This window comes from Lacticaseibacillus suihuaensis, assembly GCF_054785075.1.
In genome coordinates this window covers 1-20774 of the sequence record NZ_BAAGBJ010000011.1, presented here as the reverse complement: position 1 = coordinate 20774, position 20774 = coordinate 1, and the positions used below count along the sequence as shown (strand labels likewise).

18 protein-coding genes are annotated in these 20774 nt (G+C 61.6%); 16 read left to right on the top strand and 2 right to left on the bottom strand.

Features of this window, described 5'->3' with window-relative positions; genetic code table 11:
- Nucleotides 1-3 precede the first annotated feature (3 nt).
- The 15 genes from ACYVRZ_RS09980 to ACYVRZ_RS09910 all read left to right on the top strand — a co-directional run bounded on the left by ACYVRZ_RS09980 (nucleotide 4) and on the right by ACYVRZ_RS09910 (nucleotide 17892).
- Entirely contained in the window at nucleotides 4-957 is a 954-nt protein-coding gene (locus tag ACYVRZ_RS09980) for an NAD-dependent epimerase/dehydratase family protein (RefSeq protein WP_461226518.1), read from the top strand.
- 65 nt (nucleotides 958-1022) lie between these two features.
- A complete protein-coding gene (gene map, locus ACYVRZ_RS09975) occupies nucleotides 1023-1817 on the top strand; it encodes a type I methionyl aminopeptidase (RefSeq protein WP_262316075.1) in 795 nt (264 codons plus the stop codon).
- Between the two features lie 260 nt (nucleotides 1818-2077).
- Nucleotides 2078-3025 (top strand): glycosyltransferase family 2 protein, encoded by a 948-nt coding sequence (locus tag ACYVRZ_RS09970; RefSeq protein ID WP_461226516.1) that lies wholly within the window; start codon nucleotides 2078-2080, stop codon nucleotides 3023-3025.
- On the top strand, nucleotides 3013-3750 hold the full coding sequence (locus ACYVRZ_RS09965) for a WecB/TagA/CpsF family glycosyltransferase (RefSeq protein WP_461226514.1): 738 nt from the start codon (nucleotides 3013-3015) through the stop codon (nucleotides 3748-3750). The genes ACYVRZ_RS09970 and ACYVRZ_RS09965 overlap by 13 nt, the downstream gene beginning before the upstream one ends.
- Nucleotides 3747-4865 carry a CDP-glycerol glycerophosphotransferase family protein gene (locus tag ACYVRZ_RS09960; protein WP_461226512.1) on the top strand — a complete coding sequence of 373 codons (1119 nt, stop codon included), beginning with the start codon at nucleotides 3747-3749 and terminating at the stop codon, nucleotides 4863-4865. Before ACYVRZ_RS09965 ends, ACYVRZ_RS09960 begins: the two co-directional genes overlap by 4 nt.
- Nucleotides 4866-4940: 75 nt before the next feature.
- Nucleotides 4941-7295 (top strand): CDP-glycerol glycerophosphotransferase family protein, encoded by a 2355-nt coding sequence (locus ACYVRZ_RS09955; protein WP_461226510.1) that lies wholly within the window; start codon nucleotides 4941-4943, stop codon nucleotides 7293-7295.
- 163 nt (nucleotides 7296-7458) lie between these two features.
- Nucleotides 7459-8502 carry an ABC transporter ATP-binding protein gene (locus tag ACYVRZ_RS09950; RefSeq protein WP_461226508.1) on the top strand — a complete coding sequence of 348 codons (1044 nt, stop codon included), beginning with the start codon at nucleotides 7459-7461 and terminating at the stop codon, nucleotides 8500-8502.
- The gene (locus tag ACYVRZ_RS09945; RefSeq protein WP_262316081.1) at nucleotides 8495-9313 is read left to right on the top strand and encodes an ABC transporter permease; all 819 of its coding nucleotides are present in this window, start codon (nucleotides 8495-8497) and stop codon (nucleotides 9311-9313) included. The genes ACYVRZ_RS09950 and ACYVRZ_RS09945 overlap by 8 nt, the downstream gene beginning before the upstream one ends.
- Nucleotides 9314-9477: 164 nt before the next feature.
- Entirely contained in the window at nucleotides 9478-12183 is a 2706-nt protein-coding gene (locus ACYVRZ_RS09940; RefSeq protein WP_461226506.1) for a CDP-glycerol glycerophosphotransferase family protein, read from the top strand.
- Nucleotides 12184-12221: 38 nt separating this feature from the next.
- Nucleotides 12222-12617, top strand: coding sequence for a glycerol-3-phosphate cytidylyltransferase (tagD, locus tag ACYVRZ_RS09935; RefSeq protein ID WP_461226504.1), 396 nt, complete (start codon nucleotides 12222-12224; stop codon nucleotides 12615-12617).
- Nucleotides 12618-12682: 65 nt separating this feature from the next.
- Nucleotides 12683-13675, top strand: a complete 993-nt coding sequence (locus ACYVRZ_RS09930) for a hypothetical protein (RefSeq protein WP_461226502.1) — start codon at nucleotides 12683-12685, stop codon at nucleotides 13673-13675.
- A 126-nt stretch (nucleotides 13676-13801) separates the two neighbouring features.
- Nucleotides 13802-14887 (top strand): acyltransferase family protein, encoded by a 1086-nt coding sequence (locus tag ACYVRZ_RS09925; protein WP_461226500.1) that lies wholly within the window; start codon nucleotides 13802-13804, stop codon nucleotides 14885-14887.
- 90 nt (nucleotides 14888-14977) lie between these two features.
- Nucleotides 14978-17056, top strand: coding sequence for a C39 family peptidase (locus ACYVRZ_RS09920; protein WP_461226499.1), 2079 nt, complete (start codon nucleotides 14978-14980; stop codon nucleotides 17054-17056).
- Nucleotides 17057-17223: 167 nt separating this feature from the next.
- Complete coding sequence (locus tag ACYVRZ_RS09915; protein WP_461226497.1) at nucleotides 17224-17505, top strand: hypothetical protein; 282 nt, start codon at nucleotides 17224-17226, stop codon at nucleotides 17503-17505.
- 18 nt (nucleotides 17506-17523) lie between these two features.
- Nucleotides 17524-17892 carry a C39 family peptidase gene (locus ACYVRZ_RS09910; protein ID WP_461226618.1) on the top strand — a complete coding sequence of 123 codons (369 nt, stop codon included), beginning with the start codon at nucleotides 17524-17526 and terminating at the stop codon, nucleotides 17890-17892.
- Nucleotides 17893-18482: 590 nt separating this feature from the next.
- On the opposite strand, the gene ACYVRZ_RS09905 is transcribed toward ACYVRZ_RS09910, so the two are convergent.
- Together ACYVRZ_RS09905 and ACYVRZ_RS09900 are read right to left on the bottom strand one after the other, a co-directional pair.
- Entirely contained in the window at nucleotides 18483-19577 is a 1095-nt protein-coding gene (locus tag ACYVRZ_RS09905; protein ID WP_461226616.1) for a phosphomevalonate kinase, read from the bottom strand.
- A 38-nt stretch (nucleotides 19578-19615) separates the two neighbouring features.
- The gene (locus ACYVRZ_RS09900) at nucleotides 19616-20290 is read right to left on the bottom strand and encodes a sugar transferase (protein WP_461226495.1); all 675 of its coding nucleotides are present in this window, start codon (nucleotides 20288-20290) and stop codon (nucleotides 19616-19618) included.
- A gap of 372 nt (nucleotides 20291-20662) precedes the next feature.
- Between ACYVRZ_RS09900 and ACYVRZ_RS09895 the strand changes: the two genes are divergently transcribed.
- Nucleotides 20663-20774 (top strand): sugar phosphate nucleotidyltransferase (locus ACYVRZ_RS09895; RefSeq protein ID WP_461226614.1); only part of this gene is annotated, 112 nt, incomplete at its 3' end.

Sequence of the window (20774 nt, the reverse complement as noted above, 5' to 3'; positions counted from 1 at the left end):
CAGATGCCAACTTACCTGATTACCGGTGGCGCCGGCTTCATCGGCGGCCACTTGGTTGCGCGACTGCTGCTTGACCCACAGGCCCAAGTGACGGTGGTCGATAATCTGTCGACCGGCGCTTGCGCCAACCTGCCACTAGACCCACGCGTCACCATGTTGATTCACGACGTTTGCGACGCCGCGTTCATGGTGGAATTACTCGACCGCGAGCGCTTCGATTACGTGGTGCTGCTGGCGGCCGTGGCCGATGTCTCGGCCACTTGCAGTGATCCGCTGGGCACCGCGGCGGTCAACCAATGGGCCAACCTGACGCTGCTGGATGTGCTACGCCGCCGGCCGTGGCCGCTTGCTAAGCTGTTTTTCGCCAGCTCCGCGGCGGTGTACGGCGACCGCACCGCCACCGCGCTGCGGGAGGCCGGACCGGTGGCGCCGCAAAGCCCCTACGCCGTCGATAAGTACGCCAGCGAACGCGCGGTGCAAAACGCCGGGCGGTTGTGCGGGCTGCCCGTGGTCTGCGGCCGGCTGTTCAACGTCTACGGCCCGACCGCGGCGCAAACGCTGGCCAGCGGCGGGGTGATCACCCAGGCCGCCCGGCAGCTGGCGGCCGGATCGGCGTTCACGCTTCACGGCGACGGCGAGCAGACCCGTGATTTCGTGTACGTCGCGGATGTGGCGGCGGTGATCGCCGCGCTGCTGCACGGGCCGGCCACCGGGTTGACCGTGAACATCGGCACCGGCCGGGCGAGCAGCCTGAACCAGGTGTTGGTCGGCCTGGCCCAGGCGCTGGGCCAACCCTTGACGCTGAGCCCGGGTGCGGCGCGGCCCGGCGACGTGCGGCATTCGCAGGCCGATGTGTCTCGGCTGGCGGCGCTTGGGTTGCGCTGCCAGACGCCCTTGGCCCAAGGCCTGGCCGCCGTGGCCCAGGCGGCGCCGGTGGCGTTGGTGCCAACGCCTTGACAGTGTGGTAAGATGGTTTTTGGAAACAGCGAACTAGACGACTAGAAGTAGGAGATGCAAGTTTTTTGATTACATTAAAATCACAACGCGAAATCGAAGGCATGGCCAAGTCCGGTGCGATTCTCGCCGGCATGCACAAGGCCGTGGCGGCCATCATCCGGCCGGGAATCTCCAGCTGGGAGATTGAAAAAGTCGGCCGCGAGTACATCGAAAGCCACGGCGCGATTCCCGCGGAGCTGGGCTTTGAGGGCTACAAGTACGCGACTTGCGTGTCCATCAACGACGAGGTCGCGCATGCGACGCCGCGCAAGGGCCTTTTTCTCAAGGAAGGCGACATTGTGGCCGTCGACACCGTGGTCAACTGGCAGGGCTATATGTCCGATTCCTGCTGGACCTACGCGGTGGGGCAGATTTCCCCTGAACGCCAGAAGCTGATGGACGTGACCAAAAAGGCCCTGTACCTGGGCATCGACGCCGCCGTCGTCGGCAACCGCCTGGGCGACATCGGCTACGCCATTCAGCACTACACCGAAGACGAGAACGGCTACGGCGACGTGCGTGAGCTGATCGGCCACGGCATTCAGCCGACCATGCACGAAAGCCCGAACGTGCCGCACTACGGCGAGCCGGGTCACGGCCTGCGCCTGAAGGCCGGCATGACCATCACCATCGAGCCGATGATCACCACCGGCACCTGGAAAATCAAGGCGCATGACCTGCCAGGCGACGACTGGGAGTACTACGTGACCGCCGATGGTTCCGATTGCGCCCAGTACGAGCACACGATTGTGATCACCGATGCGGGGCCGAAGATCCTGACTAGTCAAGACCCGGTGGCCGACGCCAAGTACTTGTTGTAATCGGAAGGCTGCGCAAAGGCGCAGCCTTTTTGGGATACCGGACGAAACCAGGGCGAAGCAAGGCGCCTTTAGCGGGACGCATAGCGTGGCACTGGTGCGTGGGGCGCAGTTGGCCCCGCGCAACGGTGCAAGCAGTGCGCTCCCGCGTTGCCTTGCGTAACCCGACGAAACCAGGGCCGCTTGCGCGCCAGTGCGGACTGGTCGCACCGGCGCCCGAACTTTACCCAATTGAATGACCGCCACAGAAGGGAGGAAACGCCATGCTTTCGATCATCGTGCCGTGCTTCAACGAGGAGGAGACGGTGCCGCGGTTCTTTGAGGCCGTGGAGGCGCAGCGCAACGCTTTGGCCGAGGCCTTGGAGTACGTCTTTGTCAACGACGGCTCGACGGATCAGACGCTGTTTCGGTTGCGCGAGCTGGCCGCCGCGCATGAGAACGTGCATTACGTCTCCTTTTCCCGCAACTTCGGCAAGGAGGCGGCCTTGTACGCCGGCCTGAAGCAGGCCAAGGGGCAGCTGGTGGTGGTGATGGACGCCGACCTCCAGGACCCGCCGGCGCTGTTGCCGAAGATGCAGGCGATGCTGCGGCAAAATCCCGACCTAGACTGCGTCGGCACCCGTCGCACCGACCGCAAAAGTGAGCCGCCGGTGCGAAGCTTTTTTGCCCGGGCGTTCTACCGGCTGATCAACCGCATCAGCCAGACGCCGATGGTCGACGGGGTGCGGGACTTTCGCATGATGACGCGGCCGATGGTCGACGCCGTCTTGGCCCTGACCGAGTACAACCGCTTTTCCAAGGGGCTGTTCAGCTGGGTCGGCTTCAACGTCGCCTACATCAGCTACGAGAACCAAGCCCGGGTGGCGGGGAAGAGCTCCTGGTCGTTTTGGAAGCTGTTCAACTACTCGATTGAAGGCATCGTGAACTTCTCGGAGCTGCCGCTGAACCTCGCGTCGGTGGTCGGGGCCCTGTCTTGCGTCGGCTCGGGCATCGCAATGCTGTTCATCATCGGCCGGGCGCTACTTTACGGCGACCCGACCGCCGGCTGGCCGTCCCTGGTGTCGATCGTGCTGTTCATCGGTGGCATTCAGCTGCTGTGTCTGGGCATCATCGGCAAGTACATCGGCAAAATTTTCCTGGAAACCAAGAACCGACCGCTTTACATTATCAAAGAGACAGACGAAAGTGAGGCCCATCAATGGCACGTCTGACCATTCTCGGCACCCCGTTCGACGACGGCACCGAGGCCCAGTTCCTAACCCGCTTCCAAACCCGCCTTGCAAAAGGCGTCGGCACCTTCGTGGTGACCGCTAACCCGGAAATCGTGATGTACGCCAGAACCCACCCCGACTACCAGGCGCTGATTGCCAACCGGGCCGATTTTGTGACCGCAGATGGCATCGGCATCCTGCTGGGCGCCCGCATTTTGGGCAGCCGCCTGGCCGCTCGCGTCACCGGCTACGACCTGATGCAGGCGCTGCTACAAGCGGCCGCGGCCAAGGGGTTGCGGGTGGCTTTGATCGGCGCCAGGGCGGCGGTGCTCAGCCAAGCGGTGGTTCGGCTGACCGCGCAGCACCCCGGGCTGAATGTGTGCTACCAGCACGACGGCTACTTTGATCTGGCCGACGCCAGCGTGGCCGACGCCGTGGTCGCGGCCAAGCCGGATCTGATTTTTGCGGCGCTGGGATTTCCTAAGCAGGAGCATTTTTTGGCCGGGCTGCAAAAGCGGCTGCCGCACGCCTTCATGATGGGCGTCGGCGGCAGCTTCGACGTCGCCGCCGGCGTGGTCAGCCGGGCGCCGCGCTGGATGCAACGGGTACATCTTGAGTGGTTCTACCGGCTGCTCAAGGAGCCCAGTCGCATCGGCCGCATGATGGTGCTGCCGCAGTTCGTCTGGGTGGTGTGGCGAACCCGCCACCAAAAGGGGCAGCGATGACAGAAACGCTCAAGGAATGGATCAAGGCCTTCTATCTCGGGCTGCTGCGGCTGCTGCCGCAAAGCCCTAACCGTCAGGCAAAAGTGGTGTATTACGCCACCTTCGCCAACAACGATGCCGGCACGATTCTCGCTTTGCACAAGCGCTACGGGCGGGATTTGGTGGTGCTGGCCACCGCCAAGGCCCAGGCCCAGGTGCCGGCGCTTTTGGCCGCCGGCGTCAACGTCTCGGTGCTGGGTCGCACCAAGCTGCTCACCCAAAACTGGATCAGTTACCTCAAGTCGGCGCGGGTGATCATCGTGGATGACTACCTGCCGGAGCTGGCGCTGGTTCGCCACCCGCGGGTGATCATGCTGTGGCATGCCAACGGCGCAATCAAGCGCTTCGGCTGGGGCGACCCGGCCACCAGCCAGCGGCCGCGCGGCGACCGGCGGCGCTTTGCCAAGGTTTACGGCAAGTACACCGACATTCTCACGGGCTCCGACCAGATGGGTCGGATTTTTGTTGAGAGCTTCAAGGTGGCGCCGGGCGTGATTCGACCGCTGGGCTTTTTGCGCTCGGATCTGCTGGTGGGGCAGCCGCAAGCCACGGCCCCGGTGGTGCCGGTGCTATACGCGCCGACTTACCGCAGCGACGCCCAGGCGATGCAGGCGGTGTTGCGGCAGGCCTTCGCCGCCTTTGCCACGCTTGGTGTCCCGGTGGTGGTCAAACTGCACCCCGCGGTTGCCGCCGAGTTGGTGCCGGCGCGGCCGGCCAACGTCACGGTGACCGAGGCGGCGCTTGAGACGCTTTACGGCCGCACCCAGACCTTGGTGACGGACTACTCCTCGGCGGTGTTTGATTACGCGCTGTGCCAAAAGCAACCGCGCGTGGTGTTCTTCACCCCGGACCTTGCGGACTACGCCGCGGTGCCGGGGCTTCAGCCGGGCTTTGCGGCCGGTCGCCTCGGGCCGCTGGTGCAAGACGTTGAGGGCCTGGTGAAGGCGCTGCGACAGACCGCGGCGCAGGCGCCTGGCGACCAGGCGAACGCTGGGGGGGTGACCGGTTGGAACCAGTACAACGACGGGCACGTGCAGGAGCGGCTGTTGGCCCTGGTGGCCGACGCGTTGCGCTGAGCCGCGGTGTGGTATGATGAGTGGCAATGACGAGACCGGGCTGGCGTAAGCCGGGTCAGATAGTGGGAAGACAACATGAAGACAATTGCAATTCTAGGCTTTAACATCTTTGCCGTGGGGGGGACCTCGCGCAGCAACATCAACTTGCTGACCGAATTTGGCCAAGCGGATTACCAGATCACCTTCTACAACTTCCGGGGCTTCACCGACCACGACGTCAAGGTGTTGCGCCAAGCCGAGCCGGCGGCCCAAAACGTCACGTTCAAGTACGTCGAGGCGCTGAAGGAGGACGCGCTGGACTACGACGTGTTTTTCATCACGCGTGAAAGCTTCTTTTGCGTCGCGCCGTACATCCGGGCCAACAGCCAGGCCCTGGTGGTCGGCGAGATCCACGCGCCGCTGGCGCTGGTGGAAGACAGCAACCTGACGCATTACCTGAAGTACTTCAGCACGGTGCGGGTCGCGACGCCTTCGATTCAAGCCGCGGTGGCGCGGCGCTTCCACTTCGATCGCACCTATGTCCAAACCGTCAGCCTCGCCCACATCGCCACCACGCCGCAGCCGTTCGAACCGGCACTTGTCGATGCGGCCGGGCACGTCAACTTGATCATCCGGGCTCGCTTCGACACGGAAAAGGATTTCCCGTCGGCCCTCAAGCTGATGGACTACCTGATTCACGCCTTGCACCGCACCGAATTTCGGTTGTACATCACAGGCTACGGCGCCGGCCAGGGCATCATCGATAACCTGATCGCCTACTACAAGCTGGGGGATTACGTGACGATCAATCCGGCCACGGTACCGGCTTGCCACTTGTACCTGTCGACGTCCAACTACGAGACGCTGGGGTATTCGATCATCGAGGAATTCGCCCAGGGCCACGCGGTTGTGATGTACGGCGGTCGCGACCACGTGGTTCACGAGAACTTCGGGGCCTTTGCAGACTGCCTCTGGATTCAAAAACGCGCCGACGTGGATGCGCCGGCCCTGCTCGACTTTCTGGCGCAGCCGCGAACCCAAGCCGCTTACCAGCACAACCTGGCGTTACTCAAGCAGATGAAGGCGGATTACGTGCCGCGCTTCGAGGCCAACACCGCGCCGTTCGCCCAGGCGGTGGGGCCGATCAACTCGGCAGCCGTGACCTACGCCAAGATGTGGGCGAATTTGCAAGAGGCGACGCAAGCCGGCGAAACCGGCCGAATTCGCAAGCTCTACACGGCGCTGCGTCAGATTCCGGGCTTTCGCTGGATTTTGAAGCACGAAGGGGTGCGTAAGGTCGGCCGCCGGCTGGTTCAGCTGGTGATGCGCCGCGGCCTTTACCAAATCACGGACGAGCCGATCAGCTCACACAAGGTCTTTCTCGAGTCGTTCCACGGTAACAACCTGTCCGGTGACCCCAAGTACTTCGGCCTCAAAATCAAGGCGCTGCACCCGGACACGGAGGTTTACGTCAGCTCGATGGGCGACCTGGTCGACGCCGAGGCGGTCAGCCTCGGCTTCACCCCGGTGCGGGTCGGCAGCCTGAAATACCTGCAGTCCTTCCAGCAGTCCAAATACGTGTTCATCAACGGCAACAGCCTGGACAAGGCCGGCAAGCGCGACGGCCAGGTGTTCGTGCAGACCTGGCACGGGTTTCCGATGAAGCAGATGGTCAACGACCTCGCCGACCCCAAGCAGCGCCGCAAGGAGGCCAAGGCCTTCGCCCCGCGGATGAAAAAGTGGGACTACCTGACGACCTCGTCCAGCTACAACGTGACGCTGCTGCAGTCGGCCTTTCGCCTAGCGGATAACCCCGAGCTGAAGATTCTGCACGAAGGGACCCCCAAGAACGATTACCTGCTGACCCACGCCGAAGACGCCGCCGAGAAGAAGCGCATCTACGAGAAGTACTTCAACCGCACCTACGATCCGACCACCAAGATCGTGCTGTTTTGCCCGACTTGGCGCAAGGGCAACCGCAAGCGCGTCTCCAACCTCGATTTGAAGCAGGTCGCAGACCGGCTGCCGGCCGACTACCAGATCATCGTCAAGCTGCACCCGCTTGAGGGCCAGCTGCGCGATCAGTACGCGGCGCTGAGTCCCAAGATCTCGTGCTTTTACAACGAAATGGTCGACATTCAGGAGCTTTACGTGATTGCCACGGTGTTGATTTCGGATTACTCCTCGGCGATTTACGATTACGCCTTGCTGAACAAGCCGATCATCGTGCTGCAAGAGGACGAGGCGGCCTACGCCAAGCAGATCGGCTGGTACTTCGACAACGAAGAAGAAACCGGGCTCAAGGGTCGCGCCTACACGACGGCTCAGCTGACCGAGGCCATCTTGCACCCGCAAGACACCAGCGCCTCCAGCGCGTTGATCAAGTCGCGGCTGATGACCGACGAGCAAAGCGGGGCGACGGAACGCATGATCAAGCAGATCATGGCGTAGTCAACTAGTTGTGCTTTGGTAAAATTTCAGTTAAGGGCGCCGCGCTGACGTTAATTCAACGTATAATACGAGAAGTTATGTGACTATTTCCGTGGAAGGAGCTGCCAGCAGCTTGGAGAAGCAACTCAAAATCAGTGCTCGTTACCTTACCAAAGAGTACGACATGATGAAAACCAAGAGCGATATGCTCAAGACCCTGATGCCATTTGGCAACACAAAGATCGAACAGTTCTGGGCCCTCAAGGGGGTCAGCTTTGATGTCTACGAAGGCGATAGTGTCGGCATTGTCGGCCTGAACGGCGGCGGGAAGTCGACGCTTTTGAACATCGTGTCCCAGATTATCCCGCCGACCTCCGGCGAGCTGACCGTCAACGGCACGACCAACATCATCTCGGTCGGGGCGGGACTCAACTTGAACCTGACCGGTCGCGAGAACATCATCATGAAGTGTGAGATGCTCGGCATGTCCAGCGCAGAGATCGACGCGAAGATGGCCGACATCATCAACTTCGCCGGCGATCAGGTGATCGGTAAGATCGACCAGCCGGTCAAGACCTACTCAAGCGGGATGAAGAGTCGCCTCGGCTTCAGTGTGCTGGTTCACCAAGACCCAGACATTTTGATCATCGACGAGGCCTTGAGCGTCGGGGATGCGCCGTTCTTTGAAAAGGGCGTCGCGCGGATGAAGCAGTTCAAGGCGGAGGGCAAGACCATCTTGTTCGTCAGCCACAGCCTGTCTCAGGTTCAAACGCTGTGCGACAAGGTAATCTGGATCGATCACGGCCGGGTGGTCATGGAAGGGTCAGCCGAAACAGTGCTGCCGCAGTTTGAAAAGTTTCAGCGCGAGTACAACAAGCAGAGCAAGGCAGAACGGGCGCGGATCACCCACGAGTCCGGTCGTTCCTTTGACCTCGAGGCGCTGCGCCAGGAACACCCGACGGAGCCGGCCAGCTACTTCCAGCGCCGCCTGTACGATCAGCCCTTCACCTGGGCGACCAAGCTGGTGCTAACAGTGTTGACCTTCCTGCTGGCGTTCACCGTCGCCGCATCCATCAAGGACATTCCGTTCAGGACGGCCGTGATGGAGCCACTCACCGTGGTCAGCCTGCGCAGCTGGATCGTTTTGATTGTGGTCATCGTCGCGATGGTCGTCGGCGGGGTCTTGATTCACAACCACAAGGAAAGGCAGGTGCGTTCTGATGACTGAGGCCTGGCTTGTCTTACGTGAGCAGTTTCGTAACTGGAAAATTATCAACCGGCTGGCCAAGTACGACGAGAAGTCGACGTTTCAGGCCCACATCCTGGGGAACATCTGGCAGATTCTGGATCCGTTAATCAACATCGCGATTTACTGGCTGGTGTTCGGCATGATCCTCTACGGCAACAAGCCGATGGATGGTTACGCCTACATCGCCTGGCTTTTGCCCGGCTACATCGCGTGGCAGTTCATGCGCTCCGAGGTGCTCGGTGCCAGCCGCAGCATGGTCAAGCGCGTGTCGATGGTCAGCAAAATGCAGTTTCCGGTGTCGACGATCCCCAGCATGACCCTGGCCAACCAGCTGATCAACTACTGGTGGATGCTGGCCATCAGCATGGTCATCATGTTCCTCTACGGGGTGCGGCCGTCGTTGTACTGGATTCAGTTCATCTACTACTTCATCTGCATGATCGCCTTCTTGTACGCGATGGGGCTGGTCACCTCGACCATCACCGTGGTGGTTCGTGACTTCCACACGCTTCTGAACTCGATGATGCAGCTGATGTTTTGGATCAGCGGTACTGTCTTCAACTTCGGCGCCAACGCCGTCATCGAGCAGCACCCGGTGATCATTCGCATCATTGAGATCAATCCCTTCTATTACATCATCATGGGGATGCGCGAGACCTTCCTTGGCACCGGCTGGTTCTTCCACGACGTCAAGGCGGTCATCATTTTTTGGAGCATCATCGGCCTGCTGCTGATTCTCGGCAGCCACATCCACCTGAAGTTCCGAAGCCGCTTCATCGACTACATCTAGCGTGAGCCGGTCGGCTTGAGTCGAGAGGGACTCTTGCTGGACCGGTTTTTGTGGTAATCTATTCTGGGAATGCAATGCTTGGGTGTGGACTCAAACGCGCGTTGCAGGACGAGCGGGTAGTCGGCCGACACCGGCTAAAAATTGAGTGAGGTGTGAAACACAGGATGAATTTAGTGAATCGCGTCAGCAGGGTGCTGAAGCAACGAGAAGATCAGGCGTATCAGTATACCTACCTGAAGGCATACAAGAAGCACACGCTAATGCGCGACGTGGCGCTGATTGAGTCGACCCACGGCGACAACTTTTACGGCCACATGTACTACGTCACCCGCGAGCTTGCGCGGCAGTACCCCAACTTGACCATCAACGTGGCGGTGGCGCCCGAGCTGGTGGCCGCGGTGCAAGACATTTTGACCCGCGACGGGCTGAGCGGCGTGACCTTGGTGCCGTACCTCAGCGACCGTTACTGCCAGCTTCTGGCCGGCGCCGAGTACCTGTTCAACGACACGTCTTATTACTCGTTTTTTATCAAGCAGGACTTTCAAAAGTACTTCAACATCTGGCACGGGACGCCTTTGAAGTGCCTCGGCAAGGACGACGGGGACGTCGCGCGAATGGGCAACGTCCAGCGCAACTTCTACTCCGCAGACGCCTTGGTGGTCAGCAACGACTACACGCGCGACAAAATGATCGGCTCGTTCAACCTGGACCGCGTGATGCGCGGGGATGTGGTGGTCGGCCCAAGCCCCCGCAACAGCGTGCTGAGTGATGCCACGGTGCGAGCGGCCGTTCGCAAGCGCTACAACCTGGGAGAGCGCGAGGCGCTGGTCTACATGCCGACCTGGCGGGAGAACGACGGCGAGGTTGACGCCGATGCCACGTTCACCACGCGGCTGTTGGCCAAGCTGGATGCGGCCCTCAGCGATTCACAGGTGCTCTTCGTGAAGCTGCACCCGTTTCAGGCCAAGCTCACCCAGCTGGACTTCGCGGATTACCGGCACATCGATGCCTTCCCCGGTGACATCGAGAGTTACCAGTTCCTGGCCGGCACCGACGGGCTGATTACCGACTACTCGTCCATCATGTATGACTACATGAACACGGGCAAGCCGGTGGTGCTGTTCGCTTACGACAAGGCGGCCTACTACGCCAGCCGCGGCTGCTACGAAGACATCGACGATTACCCGTTCACGCAGGTTCATTCGACCAAGCGGCTGATCGACTGGCTGCAGGCGGAGACTCACGCGGTGGATTACGATGCGGCCTTTGCCAAGCGCTACGTCGGCGTTGACAGCACCGCGGGGACCCGCGAGCTGGTCGATTACCTGATGTCTCACTACGGCCAGGCCAAGGCGCAGGGGAAACAGCCGCATGTGTCGGCGAAGTCGCTGTACAACGGGCTGCCCACCGTCGCCATCTATTCCGGGGGGTTGTGGAACAACGGCATCACCTCGGCCTTGCTCAACACCTTGGATCAAGTGGATCTGACTAAGCACAATTACGTGGTGTTCTTCCCCAAGGCGACGGTCAAGCCGGCCTTTCGCTTCCTGCTGTTCAACCTGCCCAAGGGCGTCGTGTTCTTCCCGTTCGATGGTGGCAGCACCGGTAGCACCTTCGAGCGCTTCATGATGCGGCGCTACATCCGCAGCGAGCACTTCAACTTCGCGCCGTTTCGCACGGCGACCGATGCGGTTTACCGCCGCGAGTACGACCGCATCCTGGGGGCCCTCAAGCCGGCCTACTTCATTCACTACACCGGCTTTGAGCGGGCCTACTCCGAGATGATCGCAAGCCTTGCCAAGCGGCCGGTCAAAACCATGGTGTACGTTCACACGGACATTTTCCAGGAACGGCAGCTGCGCGGCAGCGCGATGAACTGGAAAATGACCAAGCGGGCCTATCAGTACGCGGATCGCATCGTGCTGGTCAGCGACCAGCTCAAGGCCGACTTCATCCACCACTTCCCAAGCTTTGCGCCGCGGGTGCGGATCATGAACAACTTCCTGGGCTCGCAGAAGGTTAAGCAGATGGGCGACGAAAGTGTGTTCACCACCATTCTCAACACCCCGGTGACCGCCAGCAACGACTACGCGGTCAAGCGCCAGGCGATCAACGCGATCGGCTCGCGCAAGATCGACTTCGCGGTGCCACCGGCCGACGAGTTCGTCACCAACGCCTTGCTGACGCGCTACCACGAGCTTGATACTTTCCCGTTCGTTGAAAAGGCGCTGCCCGACATCGTGGCGGCGTGGAACGAGAAGCTGGCCGATTACGTCAACGTCTCACACCCCTTGCAGCCGGATGTCAGCCAGATTTTCACCATGTACGGCACCAGCAAGCTGCGCCTCTTGGACGACTTGCTGAACCCGGCCATCAAGGTCTTCGTCAACGTCGGCCGCATGGCGGCGCAAAAGGGCCAGGACCGCCTGATCCAAAGCTTCGCGGAGGTCCACCGCCGCTACCCGAACACCCGGCTGGTCATCATCGCCCCGCACGGCACGTTGCGCCGCCAGACGCTGGGGTGGATTCGCGATTCCGGCTGCTCGAGCAGCATCTACCTGCTCGGCGGCATGGATAACCCGTACGCGCTGATGAAGCTGACCGATGCGTTCGTGTTCACTTCGCGGTACGAGGGGCTGGGGCTGGTCGTCTTCGAGGCGCTGGCGCTTGACCTTGACGTCATCACCGTGGAGATTCCGGCGACGGTGGCGATGCTCAAGCCGGGCAACGCACTGGTCGCCAAGAACACCGACGCCGACATCACGGCCAAGTGGCTGGCTTACATGGCCAAGGGCTTCAAGCGAACGCCTTACGACTTCGCCGTTCAAGATGCCCGGTCCAAGCAGGAATTTGAGTCTCTGTTCGAGTAGCCACCGGCACTCGGCAGTCTAAAAAAGGAGAATGAATTATGAAGCGTGTGATTACTTACGGAACCTTTGACTTACTGCACTACGGCCACATCGAGCTGCTCAAACGCGCCAAGGCGCTGGGCGATTACCTGGTCGTCGCCTTGTCCACTGATGAATTCAACTGGGACAGCAAGCAGAAGAAGGCTTACTTCCCGTACGAGAAGCGCAAGGCGCTGCTCGAGGCGATTCGCTACGTCGACCTGGTGATTCCGGAAAACAACTGGGATCAAAAGGTCAGCGATGTGAAGCTCTACCAAATCGACACCTTCGTCATGGGTGACGACTGGGCCGGCAAGTTCGATTACGTCGGCGAGCAGACCGACGCCGAGGTGATTTACCTGCCACGGACGCCGGAAATCTCCACCACCAAGATCAAAAAAGACCTCAAGTTCTAGTGGCCGCGCGGTAGGGCGCGTGGCAAGCCTGGTTTCGTCACTGAAGTTTTTTAGGGAGAACGCTTATGAAGAAAGTTAACACACTGATCAAGGCCTTGATTGGGGCCGGTATGTTGCTGGGGGCGACGCAGGCTGCGGGGGCGGCGACCGCCACGCCCGTCAGCGCCGCGGCCAAGCCGGCGTATGTGACCATCACCAAGAAGAACTACAGCATTTGGCAGGACTCCAGCTGGCAAAAGAGCCTACATAGCTCGACGAACTGGTACCACCACAGCTTCAAGGCCAGCTCGCAGGTGACCTACAACGGGACCCTGTACTATCGCCTATCCAAGGCTGGCAAGTACTTCGGCATGATTAACGCGGCGGCCACGCAAACCGGCACCGGGGCCCAAGGGGCGGCCATCGCCACCAGCAAGTACGTGTCCTTGAACAAGAAGGGCTACACCATCTGGGGTGATTTTGGCTGGAAGACCAAGCGCAACACCACGTCTGCACTTTACCAAAACACCTACCAGGTCAAGGCGACCTACTTCCACAGCAACGGCTCGACTTACTACTCCATGTACCGCGGCAAGACTTGGGTCGGCTACTTGAGCAGCGCCGCCGCGAAGACGGCCAAGGGGGCCCAGGGTAACGCCATCAGCACCAACCGCTACGTCAATCTCACCAAGAAGGGCTACACCGTGTGGGGGGACTTCGGCTGGCAGAGCAAGCGCCACAACACCAGCAACTACTACAACAAGGTTTTCCAGGTGAAGACCCTGTACAAACACGCCAACGGTACCACCTACTACTCGCTGTACAGCGGCAGCAGCTGGTTCGGCTACCTGAGTGCCGGCGCGACGACGGCGACCAGCAAGCCGGTCACGCAGCCCAGCAAGCCGAGCAACCCGGTGATCAGCAACGATAGCCGGACGGTCTACATTGCGGCTTCCGGGAATGGTGACCACTACCACTTTGATCCCCACTGCCGCGGCTTGAACCATGCGGCGACCATCAAGACCACCGTCGCCAAGGCCAAGGCGATGGGCTACACGCTGTGCGGCTGGGAAGATTAGCCACTTGCAATCGCATTCATTCGTGAAACTCGCACGGCCTCCTGTCAGGAGGCCGTGTTTTGTTGTATGCTGAAACCACCACCGCTTCGTGGCAAACTGACTTTCAGAAAGGCTTGGATCATACTCATGGACCTCATCTTACTTGCAATCGGCGCGTTGTTCGTACTCAGCTGGCGCTGGGCCCCGGGTACGCAGGACCGCGACTACCTCGATCACCGCACGACTATGACGATCAACGGCTTCTTCCTGTTTCTAGTGTTTTTCAGCCACTTTGCGACCTACCTGCCGGTGCAGACCCAGCTGTTTCGGCTCAGCGGCATCTGGCTGCACATTCAACGCCAGGTGATCGTCACGCCGTTCCTGTTTTTCTCCGGCTACGGTATCATGACCCAGCTGATTCGCCGCGGTCACCGCTACGTCGACTCGTTCCCGGTGCGGCGCTTCTTTTTCGTGTGGTTCCGCTTCTTCGTTGCCGTCAGCCTGTTTTGGCTGGTAGCTGTGATTATGCACGTCGGCTATCCGCTGAGCTGGATTGCCCTGGCCTACACCGGGGTGGTGTCGATCGGCAACAGCAACTGGTACATATTCGCGGTGCTGGTGCTGTACATTCTGACCTACGTGGCGTTCAAGCTGTTCGGGCGGCGCCAGCAGGTCGCGCTGGCCGTGATGGGGCTGTTGCTTTTGGGCTACACGGTCGTGGCCTATCAGCACCTGGTGCCGGCCTTTTACAACACGATTTTCTGCTACTACGCCGGCATGCTGTTCGCCGTTCACAAGGACCGCATCACCGCCGCGGTGGCCGGCAGCTGGCCGCGCTACCTGCTGGCTGGGGTGCTGGTGGCCGCGGTGTTTGCCGCGTCGTACCTGCTGGTCAGCCGCACTCAGGCGGGATGGCGGGTGCTGTGGTACGAGCTGATGAGCGTCAGCTTTGCGTTGGGCGTGACCTGGTTTGCGATGCGGGTGCGGGTCGTCAATCCGCTTTTGGCCTACATGGGCGGTGGGGCGATGTTCTCGCTGTACATGCTGCAGCGCCTGCCGATGATCGTCGGCAGTAAGCTGGGGCTTGCGGCGCAGCCGATTCCGTACTTCCTGCTTGTGGTGGTCAGCACCTTCGCGATTTCCTGGGTGTTCGAGTACGTCGTCAATGCCCTGCTACAGGTTTTGATTCACAAGCAGACAGCGATGCCCGGGGTCGCAGAGCACAAGAAGTGAGCGGCGGAACTGCCATGAGCATTTTTGCGACCGATGTGGTACGCTAGTCGGGTGCCATTGCGGTACAGTACGGGCAAGTTGGAGGAACAGATGAAAACATTCAAAGCACGTTGTGAACTTATCGTTGCGCTGATCGCCATGGGGGTGGCGATCGGCACCGTCGGCAGTCAGGCGGTGGAGGCAACCACAACCACCGCGCAGCCGGCAATCACGCGCAGCCGCACGGCCGGCGCGGCCACGGCGACGCTGACAACGGCGCAGGCAGGGACCAGCGCTGAGGCAACCGCCGCGACGCCAAAAGCCGCCGCCGAGCCAGACGCCAAGGCGGCTTCAACCAAGGCGCCAGACGCAGGTGCTGGGGTTGTGGCCAAGACCAACACCACCGCCACGACTGCACCGGGGCCGAAGGTGGCGGTGCCGTTGGCCGGCCATTACGCCACGGTCACGGACAAGGCCTACACCTTTTGGCAGAGCCTGAACTGGGAAGACACCGGCCGAACCAGCACCGATTACTACCACCAGACCCTGGTGGCGGTCGCCACGGCCACCATTGCCAACGGCAAGCGGTACTACCAGCTGGCCACGACCGCCGGCACCGTTGTCGGCTACATCAGCGCAACGGCGGTGGCGGTGGGGACGCAGCCGGACGGGGTTGCCCAGCCGTTCAATCAGTATGCGACCATCACCAGCGCGGCTAACTACACAATCTGGCGCGACCTCAACTTTGAGGCCGTGGCAGCGCAGTCGCCAAGCGTTTTTCACAAGACCTTCCTAGCCAAAACGGTCAGCTACCACCGCAACGGCGCGGTCTACTACGCGCTGTATCAAGGCGACCAGTTCTTCGGCTACATCAACGCCACCGCGGTGCAGACCGCGACCGGCCCGGCCGGGGCGGCCGTGGCGATGAACCAGTACGCGACCGTCACCGCGCCTTCGGTATACACCATCTGGGCCAACTTCGACTGGACCAAGGTACAAAGCCGCACCAAGCCGAGTTCTCCTGAGACCTACCAAGTGCGTGAGGCCTACTACCACACCAACGGTGCGACGTATTACAGCCTTTACCAAAACGGCACCTGGAAGGGCTACATCAACGCGGCGGCCACGACGCTTGCGACCACTAGCCGCGGGGCGGCGCTGCCGAGCAGCCGGGTCGTGACCGCCACGGCCAAGGGCTACACAATCTGGCAAAACCTCGCGATGACGGCGGCACAGACCAGCACCACGGCCAAGTACCACGAGACCTTCCAAACCAGCCAAGCCTTCGTCGCCGAGTACGGCGATCGCTACTACCTGCTGCTGGACGCCGAAAACCGGCAGGTGGGTTACGTCAACGCAGCGGCCGTCAGCGTCGCCGATGGTCGCCAAGGCGTGGCCATCGCCGACACCCGCACGGTGACGCTCAAGGCCGGCTACACGCTGTGGAATGATTTTGACTGGCATGCCAGGGCTAAGCAGGCTGGGAGCTACAAGGGCCAGACGCTTGAGGTGCGGCGCCACTACAACCACCTTAACGGCAGCCGTTACGATTCCGTCTACACCGCCGGCGGCAGCTGGCTGGGTTACGTCAACGACGCCGGTGTCCAGACGGCCAGTGAGTGGCGGACCACCAACGGCCAGCTGCGGTACTACGACGGCAAGAAGGCGGCCTACACCAAGACCTTCACCGTGAAGTACTACAGCCAGTTGGACGCTCGCTGGGCCGGTAAGTCCTACGGCGGCTACAACTTCGGCGCCACCGGCTGCGGGATGACCTCGATTGCGATGATTCTCTCGGGCTTGGGCAAAAACGTGACGCCGGTGACGGCGGCCAATTACGCCTACAAGTACGGGCACTTCGACCGCGGTGATGCCGGCTCCTGGGAGTCCGACCTGACCGATGTCGCCGGCCACTACGGCGTCGGCTACAAGGTCATGAGCTCGGCTTCCCAGCTGACCAGCTACCTCAAGCAGGGCTACCCGGCCACGGTGTGCCTGGACCTGGGCGGTGGGGTTCGCCACATCGTCGTGCTGCACGGCCTGGTGAACGGCCGGACCACGGTGTCCGATCCGTACAACCGCGCCTTGTTCAGCGGCCAGCGCACGATTTCTCAGATCTGGAGCCTGCTGTCTTGGCGTTCGGTCAACACCAACCGGGGGCAGTCTGCCGCGGTTGTGTACATGCCGTAAAGCACGGTGACCGGCTCGAACCTGGCCCGGTCGCTTGGTGAAAAAATGTGTCCTTTGCGCGACCCGCCGACGTCGGCGGGTCGCTTTTTTTGCGCCGACTGGGCCCAAGGCCGTGCGTTGTGGTAAGTTAGCTTGGTGATGGGGGCACGGAAGGAGAGGCGGAGTCGATGAACGAACGAGGAATTGCAAGTGGCGTCGGGGTGGCGCTCCTGGCGCTGGCGCTGGCCCTTGGGACCGCGCCAAGCAGCGAGGTCGGCGCGACCGGGCCCGGCGACCAAGCCGCACCGACGCAACAGGCGGCCGGGCAGGCGGCACAGCGACGTGAGGCCGCGGCGACCCGCCAGGCCAACGCGGCCGCGGCGCCAACTAAGGCAGTGGCTGCGACACCGACTCAGGCTGCGGCATGGCCTCTATCGCGATGGTGTTGGCCGGCTACGGTCGGGCCGTGACGCCGATCACGACCGCCGATCACGACCGCCGATTACGGCTACAAGTACGCCGACTTCGACCGCGACGGGGCCGGCACCTGCCAATCCACGCTGGTGACGGTGGCGTCGCGCTTCGGCCTCGACTGGCGGGTGATGGCCTCTGCCAGCGAGCTGATCAGCTACCTGAAGCAGGGCTACCCGGCGACGGTGTGCCTGGACCTCGGCGGCTACCGCCACATCGTCGTGCTTCACGGCTATGCCGCTGGCAAAACCACAGTGTCCGATCCCTACGCCAACCGGCTGTTCTCGGGTCAGCACACGGTGGCCGCAATCTGGGGCAAGCTATCTTGGCTGCAGGGCAACCGCGAGATGGGGGCTTCTGCGGCGGTGGTTTACTTCGCCAGGTAACACAAAAACGGGTTCCCGCTCGGCGCAGCTTCGTCTGCGCCGAGCGAGAACCCGTTTCGCGTCCGGCGGCGATTGCTGGCCGCCGGACGCGCCGAAGCCACCGCGGGTCCCAAACCCGCGGCAGCCTCGGTATTCTTGCTGATTCGTTGCAATCTTGCGGTGTTGACCGCAAAGCGGTGCTGCCTTCAAGGCCGAGTGGAACAAGCCACGCGCCGAGCCCCTCCGCAGCTACCTCGCAAGCGAGTAGGAGAGCCAGTGAAACTGCGCGTGGGTGGTGGCGTTCACCCTGGTATTCGGTCCCATCGAGGGGAGCCGTAACGCGAAAACACGTGTGTTGAAAGCCAGGTTCGGCTTGGTATGGGCGGGGGTACTGGGAATGCTTATCTCCCGGCCATTCCCCCTGGGGCAGTGGACGTAACAACGGCCAAGGCCTTTAGCCGCCTCCCTGTCCTAGAATAATCATCCAAGGCTAGTGTAAGCCCTGCCAACTTGGCCGTCAATTTTTTTGCTCACCGATTGCACCGCACCTGCTGAACTCAAAAATCCCGACAAACGCGGCTTCGCGCGTGTCGGGATTGGGTTGTCTATCGCTACGCCTCGGCGAAGGCCGTGGTGAGCTTGATTTCGTGAACCTTGAAGCGCAGCGGCTCGATTGACGCCGTCGCCCATTGCGCCAGCAGGGGATCGAGGCGCTGACGGCGGTCGATCAAGGCGATCCCACAGTCCCCGCCGCCGGCCCCGGAGGACTTGGCGGCGGCCCCGAAGGACTCGGCGATTTCGCACAGCTGTTGCAAAGCCGGGGTTTCGATGGCGACGCCCGAGCGGTGGCTCAGATCCGCCAGCAGGCGACGGTTGGCGCGGATGCCGGTTTGAATCGCGGCAATCGACCCGTGCCGGAATCCCGCAATCAGGTCTTCCAGCACCTGCCGGCTGGCCGCCAGGAAGTCGCGGTAGGCCGGCTGCTGTTCGGCCTTGAAGACGGCGATTTTGTCGACTAGGCGCGAGGTCGAGGCTGGCAGCCCGGTCCAGCCGATCAGCAAGGCGAGGTCTTCGGGCGCCTTGAGCAGCTCGACGGACAGCTGCGGCCAGTGCATCGCTAAGAGCGCCTTCAAGCTGTGGGTTCGCTGCATCTCGGCCAGCCACGCCTTGTCAAAGGAGCGGTAGGCGATCCAGCCGCCGTACACCGACGCGGCGATGTCGCCTAGCGACCCGTTGCCTTGGACGGCCAGGTGGGCGATGGCGGCGAGCTTGTAGACTTCATCGTTGGTCATCTGCAGGTGGTACAAGGCATCCAAGGCCCGAACGGTGGCGACGGTGATGGCCGCCGAGCTGCCCAGGCCGTACTTGCGGCCGCTGGTCGAATCCAGCTCCGAGTCGACTTTCAGGTCGTAGACGGCAAGGCTTCGCCCCAGCTCGTGGGCGTATTGCTCCGTGTAGCGAATCGCGCTGAGAATGTAGTGAAACGGGTTGTCGCGGTTGTCAAAAACCATCTCGTCGCCGTTGCGCTGCCACATCAAGGCGTTTTCTTGGTACTGTTCGGACACAATGCTGCCGACGTCTGTTGTCTCCGTCACGGTGACGGTGACGAATTGGTCCAAGGCCACAATAATCGCGGGGTAGCCCGTCTCCACGACCGCGTACTCTCCGGCAATGAACAGCTTGCCCGGTGCCTGCGCTGTTACCACATCATCAGTTCCCTTCACTCAAAAAATCGCCTCGCACCTTAGTGAGAGGTCGTGCTGTTAATGCCGCGCTGCGCGACGATGACGATCACGCTTTGCGCGAAAATCGCCAGGTCGCGGCGCAGCGAGTAAGTGGCCGCGTACTCGCCGTCGTAGGCCGCCTTGGTCGGATTGGCCAGCTCGTTGCGCCCGTTGATCTGGGCCAGCCCGGTGATGCCAGGCCGGACGCTATCCGCCCCGTTGACCCGGCGCAGCCGCAGCACCTCGGCGTCGGTGGCGGCCAGCGGCCGCGGCCCGACCATGCTCATTTTGCCGCTCAGCACGTTGAAAAACTGCGGCAGCTCGTCCAAAGACGACTTGCGCAAAAAGCGGCCGAGCGGGGTGACGAAGCTGGCCATCGACTCCTTGGTGAAGTCCTTGTTGGCCTTCACCGGCGCGTTTTGAACCATCGTGCGGTACTTGATGATGACGAACGGTTGGCTGTCTTGGCCGAAGCGCTGCTGGCGAAAGAAGATCGGCCCGGGGCTGGTCACCTTGACCAACAGGGCAATCAGAAGCATCGGAATCGCGGCGACCAGCAGGCCGGCGGTGGCCAGCAAAATATCGCACAGGCGCTTGCCACAGCGCCGATACACCGTCTTGGGCGGTGCCGGGGTCACAGGCGTAATGGCTTCAAGCGTGGCCTGTTCAGCCTGATCCCAATTTTCTTGACTCATTGCGCGTGTGGCCTCCCGACAGGTCGCCTCGACAGCGACGTGAATTGCGTATCATGACACATGTTACAAGTATAGCAAATTATGCGCCGCTGGCTGAGGGAACCATCAGAGTTTTAGTGGAATTTAAAAAGTTTTTGCGCGAACGCCACGGCTCTCAGGGTCGCACCGGGCGATTGGCTCGCGGGTTGACGTCTGGGTTCGCCGGAGAGGCGCGGTCACGCCCGGCGCCGGTGGCGAGTCAGCCGGTTGGCCACCCGGCGCATTTTGGCGCCCATGGCCGACTTGACGGCGGGGTGGCGGCAGTCGTTGCGGCTATCCTTTCGCCCCTGAATGCGGTATCTTAGAGGTATCTCAAGTATGGAGGGATTTCACATGAAAGTTCGCAAGGCCGTGATTCCGGCCGCGGGGCTCGGCACCCGCTTTTTGCCGGCCACCAAGGCGCTGGCCAAGGAGATGCTGCCGATTGTCGACAAGCCGACCATCC

Excerpts from the sequence above, each read along its gene's own strand:
- ACYVRZ_RS09980 (WP_461226518.1), top strand. The coding sequence starts at position 4 with ATGCCAACTTACCTGATTACCGGTGGCGCCGGCTTCATCGGCGGCCAC.
- ACYVRZ_RS09970 (WP_461226516.1), top strand. The coding sequence starts at position 2,078 with ATGCTTTCGATCATCGTGCCGTGCTTCAACGAGGAGGAGACGGTGCCG.
- ACYVRZ_RS09965 (WP_461226514.1), top strand. The coding sequence starts at position 3,013 with ATGGCACGTCTGACCATTCTCGGCACCCCGTTCGACGACGGCACCGAG.
- ACYVRZ_RS09960 (WP_461226512.1), top strand. The coding sequence starts at position 3,747 with ATGACAGAAACGCTCAAGGAATGGATCAAGGCCTTCTATCTCGGGCTG.
- ACYVRZ_RS09955 (WP_461226510.1), top strand. The coding sequence starts at position 4,941 with ATGAAGACAATTGCAATTCTAGGCTTTAACATCTTTGCCGTGGGGGGG.
- ACYVRZ_RS09950 (WP_461226508.1), top strand. The coding sequence starts at position 7,459 with ATGATGAAAACCAAGAGCGATATGCTCAAGACCCTGATGCCATTTGGC.
- ACYVRZ_RS09945 (WP_262316081.1), top strand. The coding sequence starts at position 8,495 with ATGACTGAGGCCTGGCTTGTCTTACGTGAGCAGTTTCGTAACTGGAAA.
- ACYVRZ_RS09940 (WP_461226506.1), top strand. The coding sequence starts at position 9,478 with ATGAATTTAGTGAATCGCGTCAGCAGGGTGCTGAAGCAACGAGAAGAT.
- tagD (WP_461226504.1), top strand. The coding sequence starts at position 12,222 with ATGAAGCGTGTGATTACTTACGGAACCTTTGACTTACTGCACTACGGC.
- ACYVRZ_RS09930 (WP_461226502.1), top strand. The coding sequence starts at position 12,683 with ATGAAGAAAGTTAACACACTGATCAAGGCCTTGATTGGGGCCGGTATG.
- ACYVRZ_RS09925 (WP_461226500.1), top strand. The coding sequence starts at position 13,802 with ATGGACCTCATCTTACTTGCAATCGGCGCGTTGTTCGTACTCAGCTGG.
- ACYVRZ_RS09920 (WP_461226499.1), top strand. The coding sequence starts at position 14,978 with ATGAAAACATTCAAAGCACGTTGTGAACTTATCGTTGCGCTGATCGCC.
- ACYVRZ_RS09915 (WP_461226497.1), top strand. The coding sequence starts at position 17,224 with ATGAACGAACGAGGAATTGCAAGTGGCGTCGGGGTGGCGCTCCTGGCG.
- ACYVRZ_RS09900 (WP_461226495.1), bottom strand. The coding sequence starts at position 20,290 with ATGAGTCAAGAAAATTGGGATCAGGCTGAACAGGCCACGCTTGAAGCC.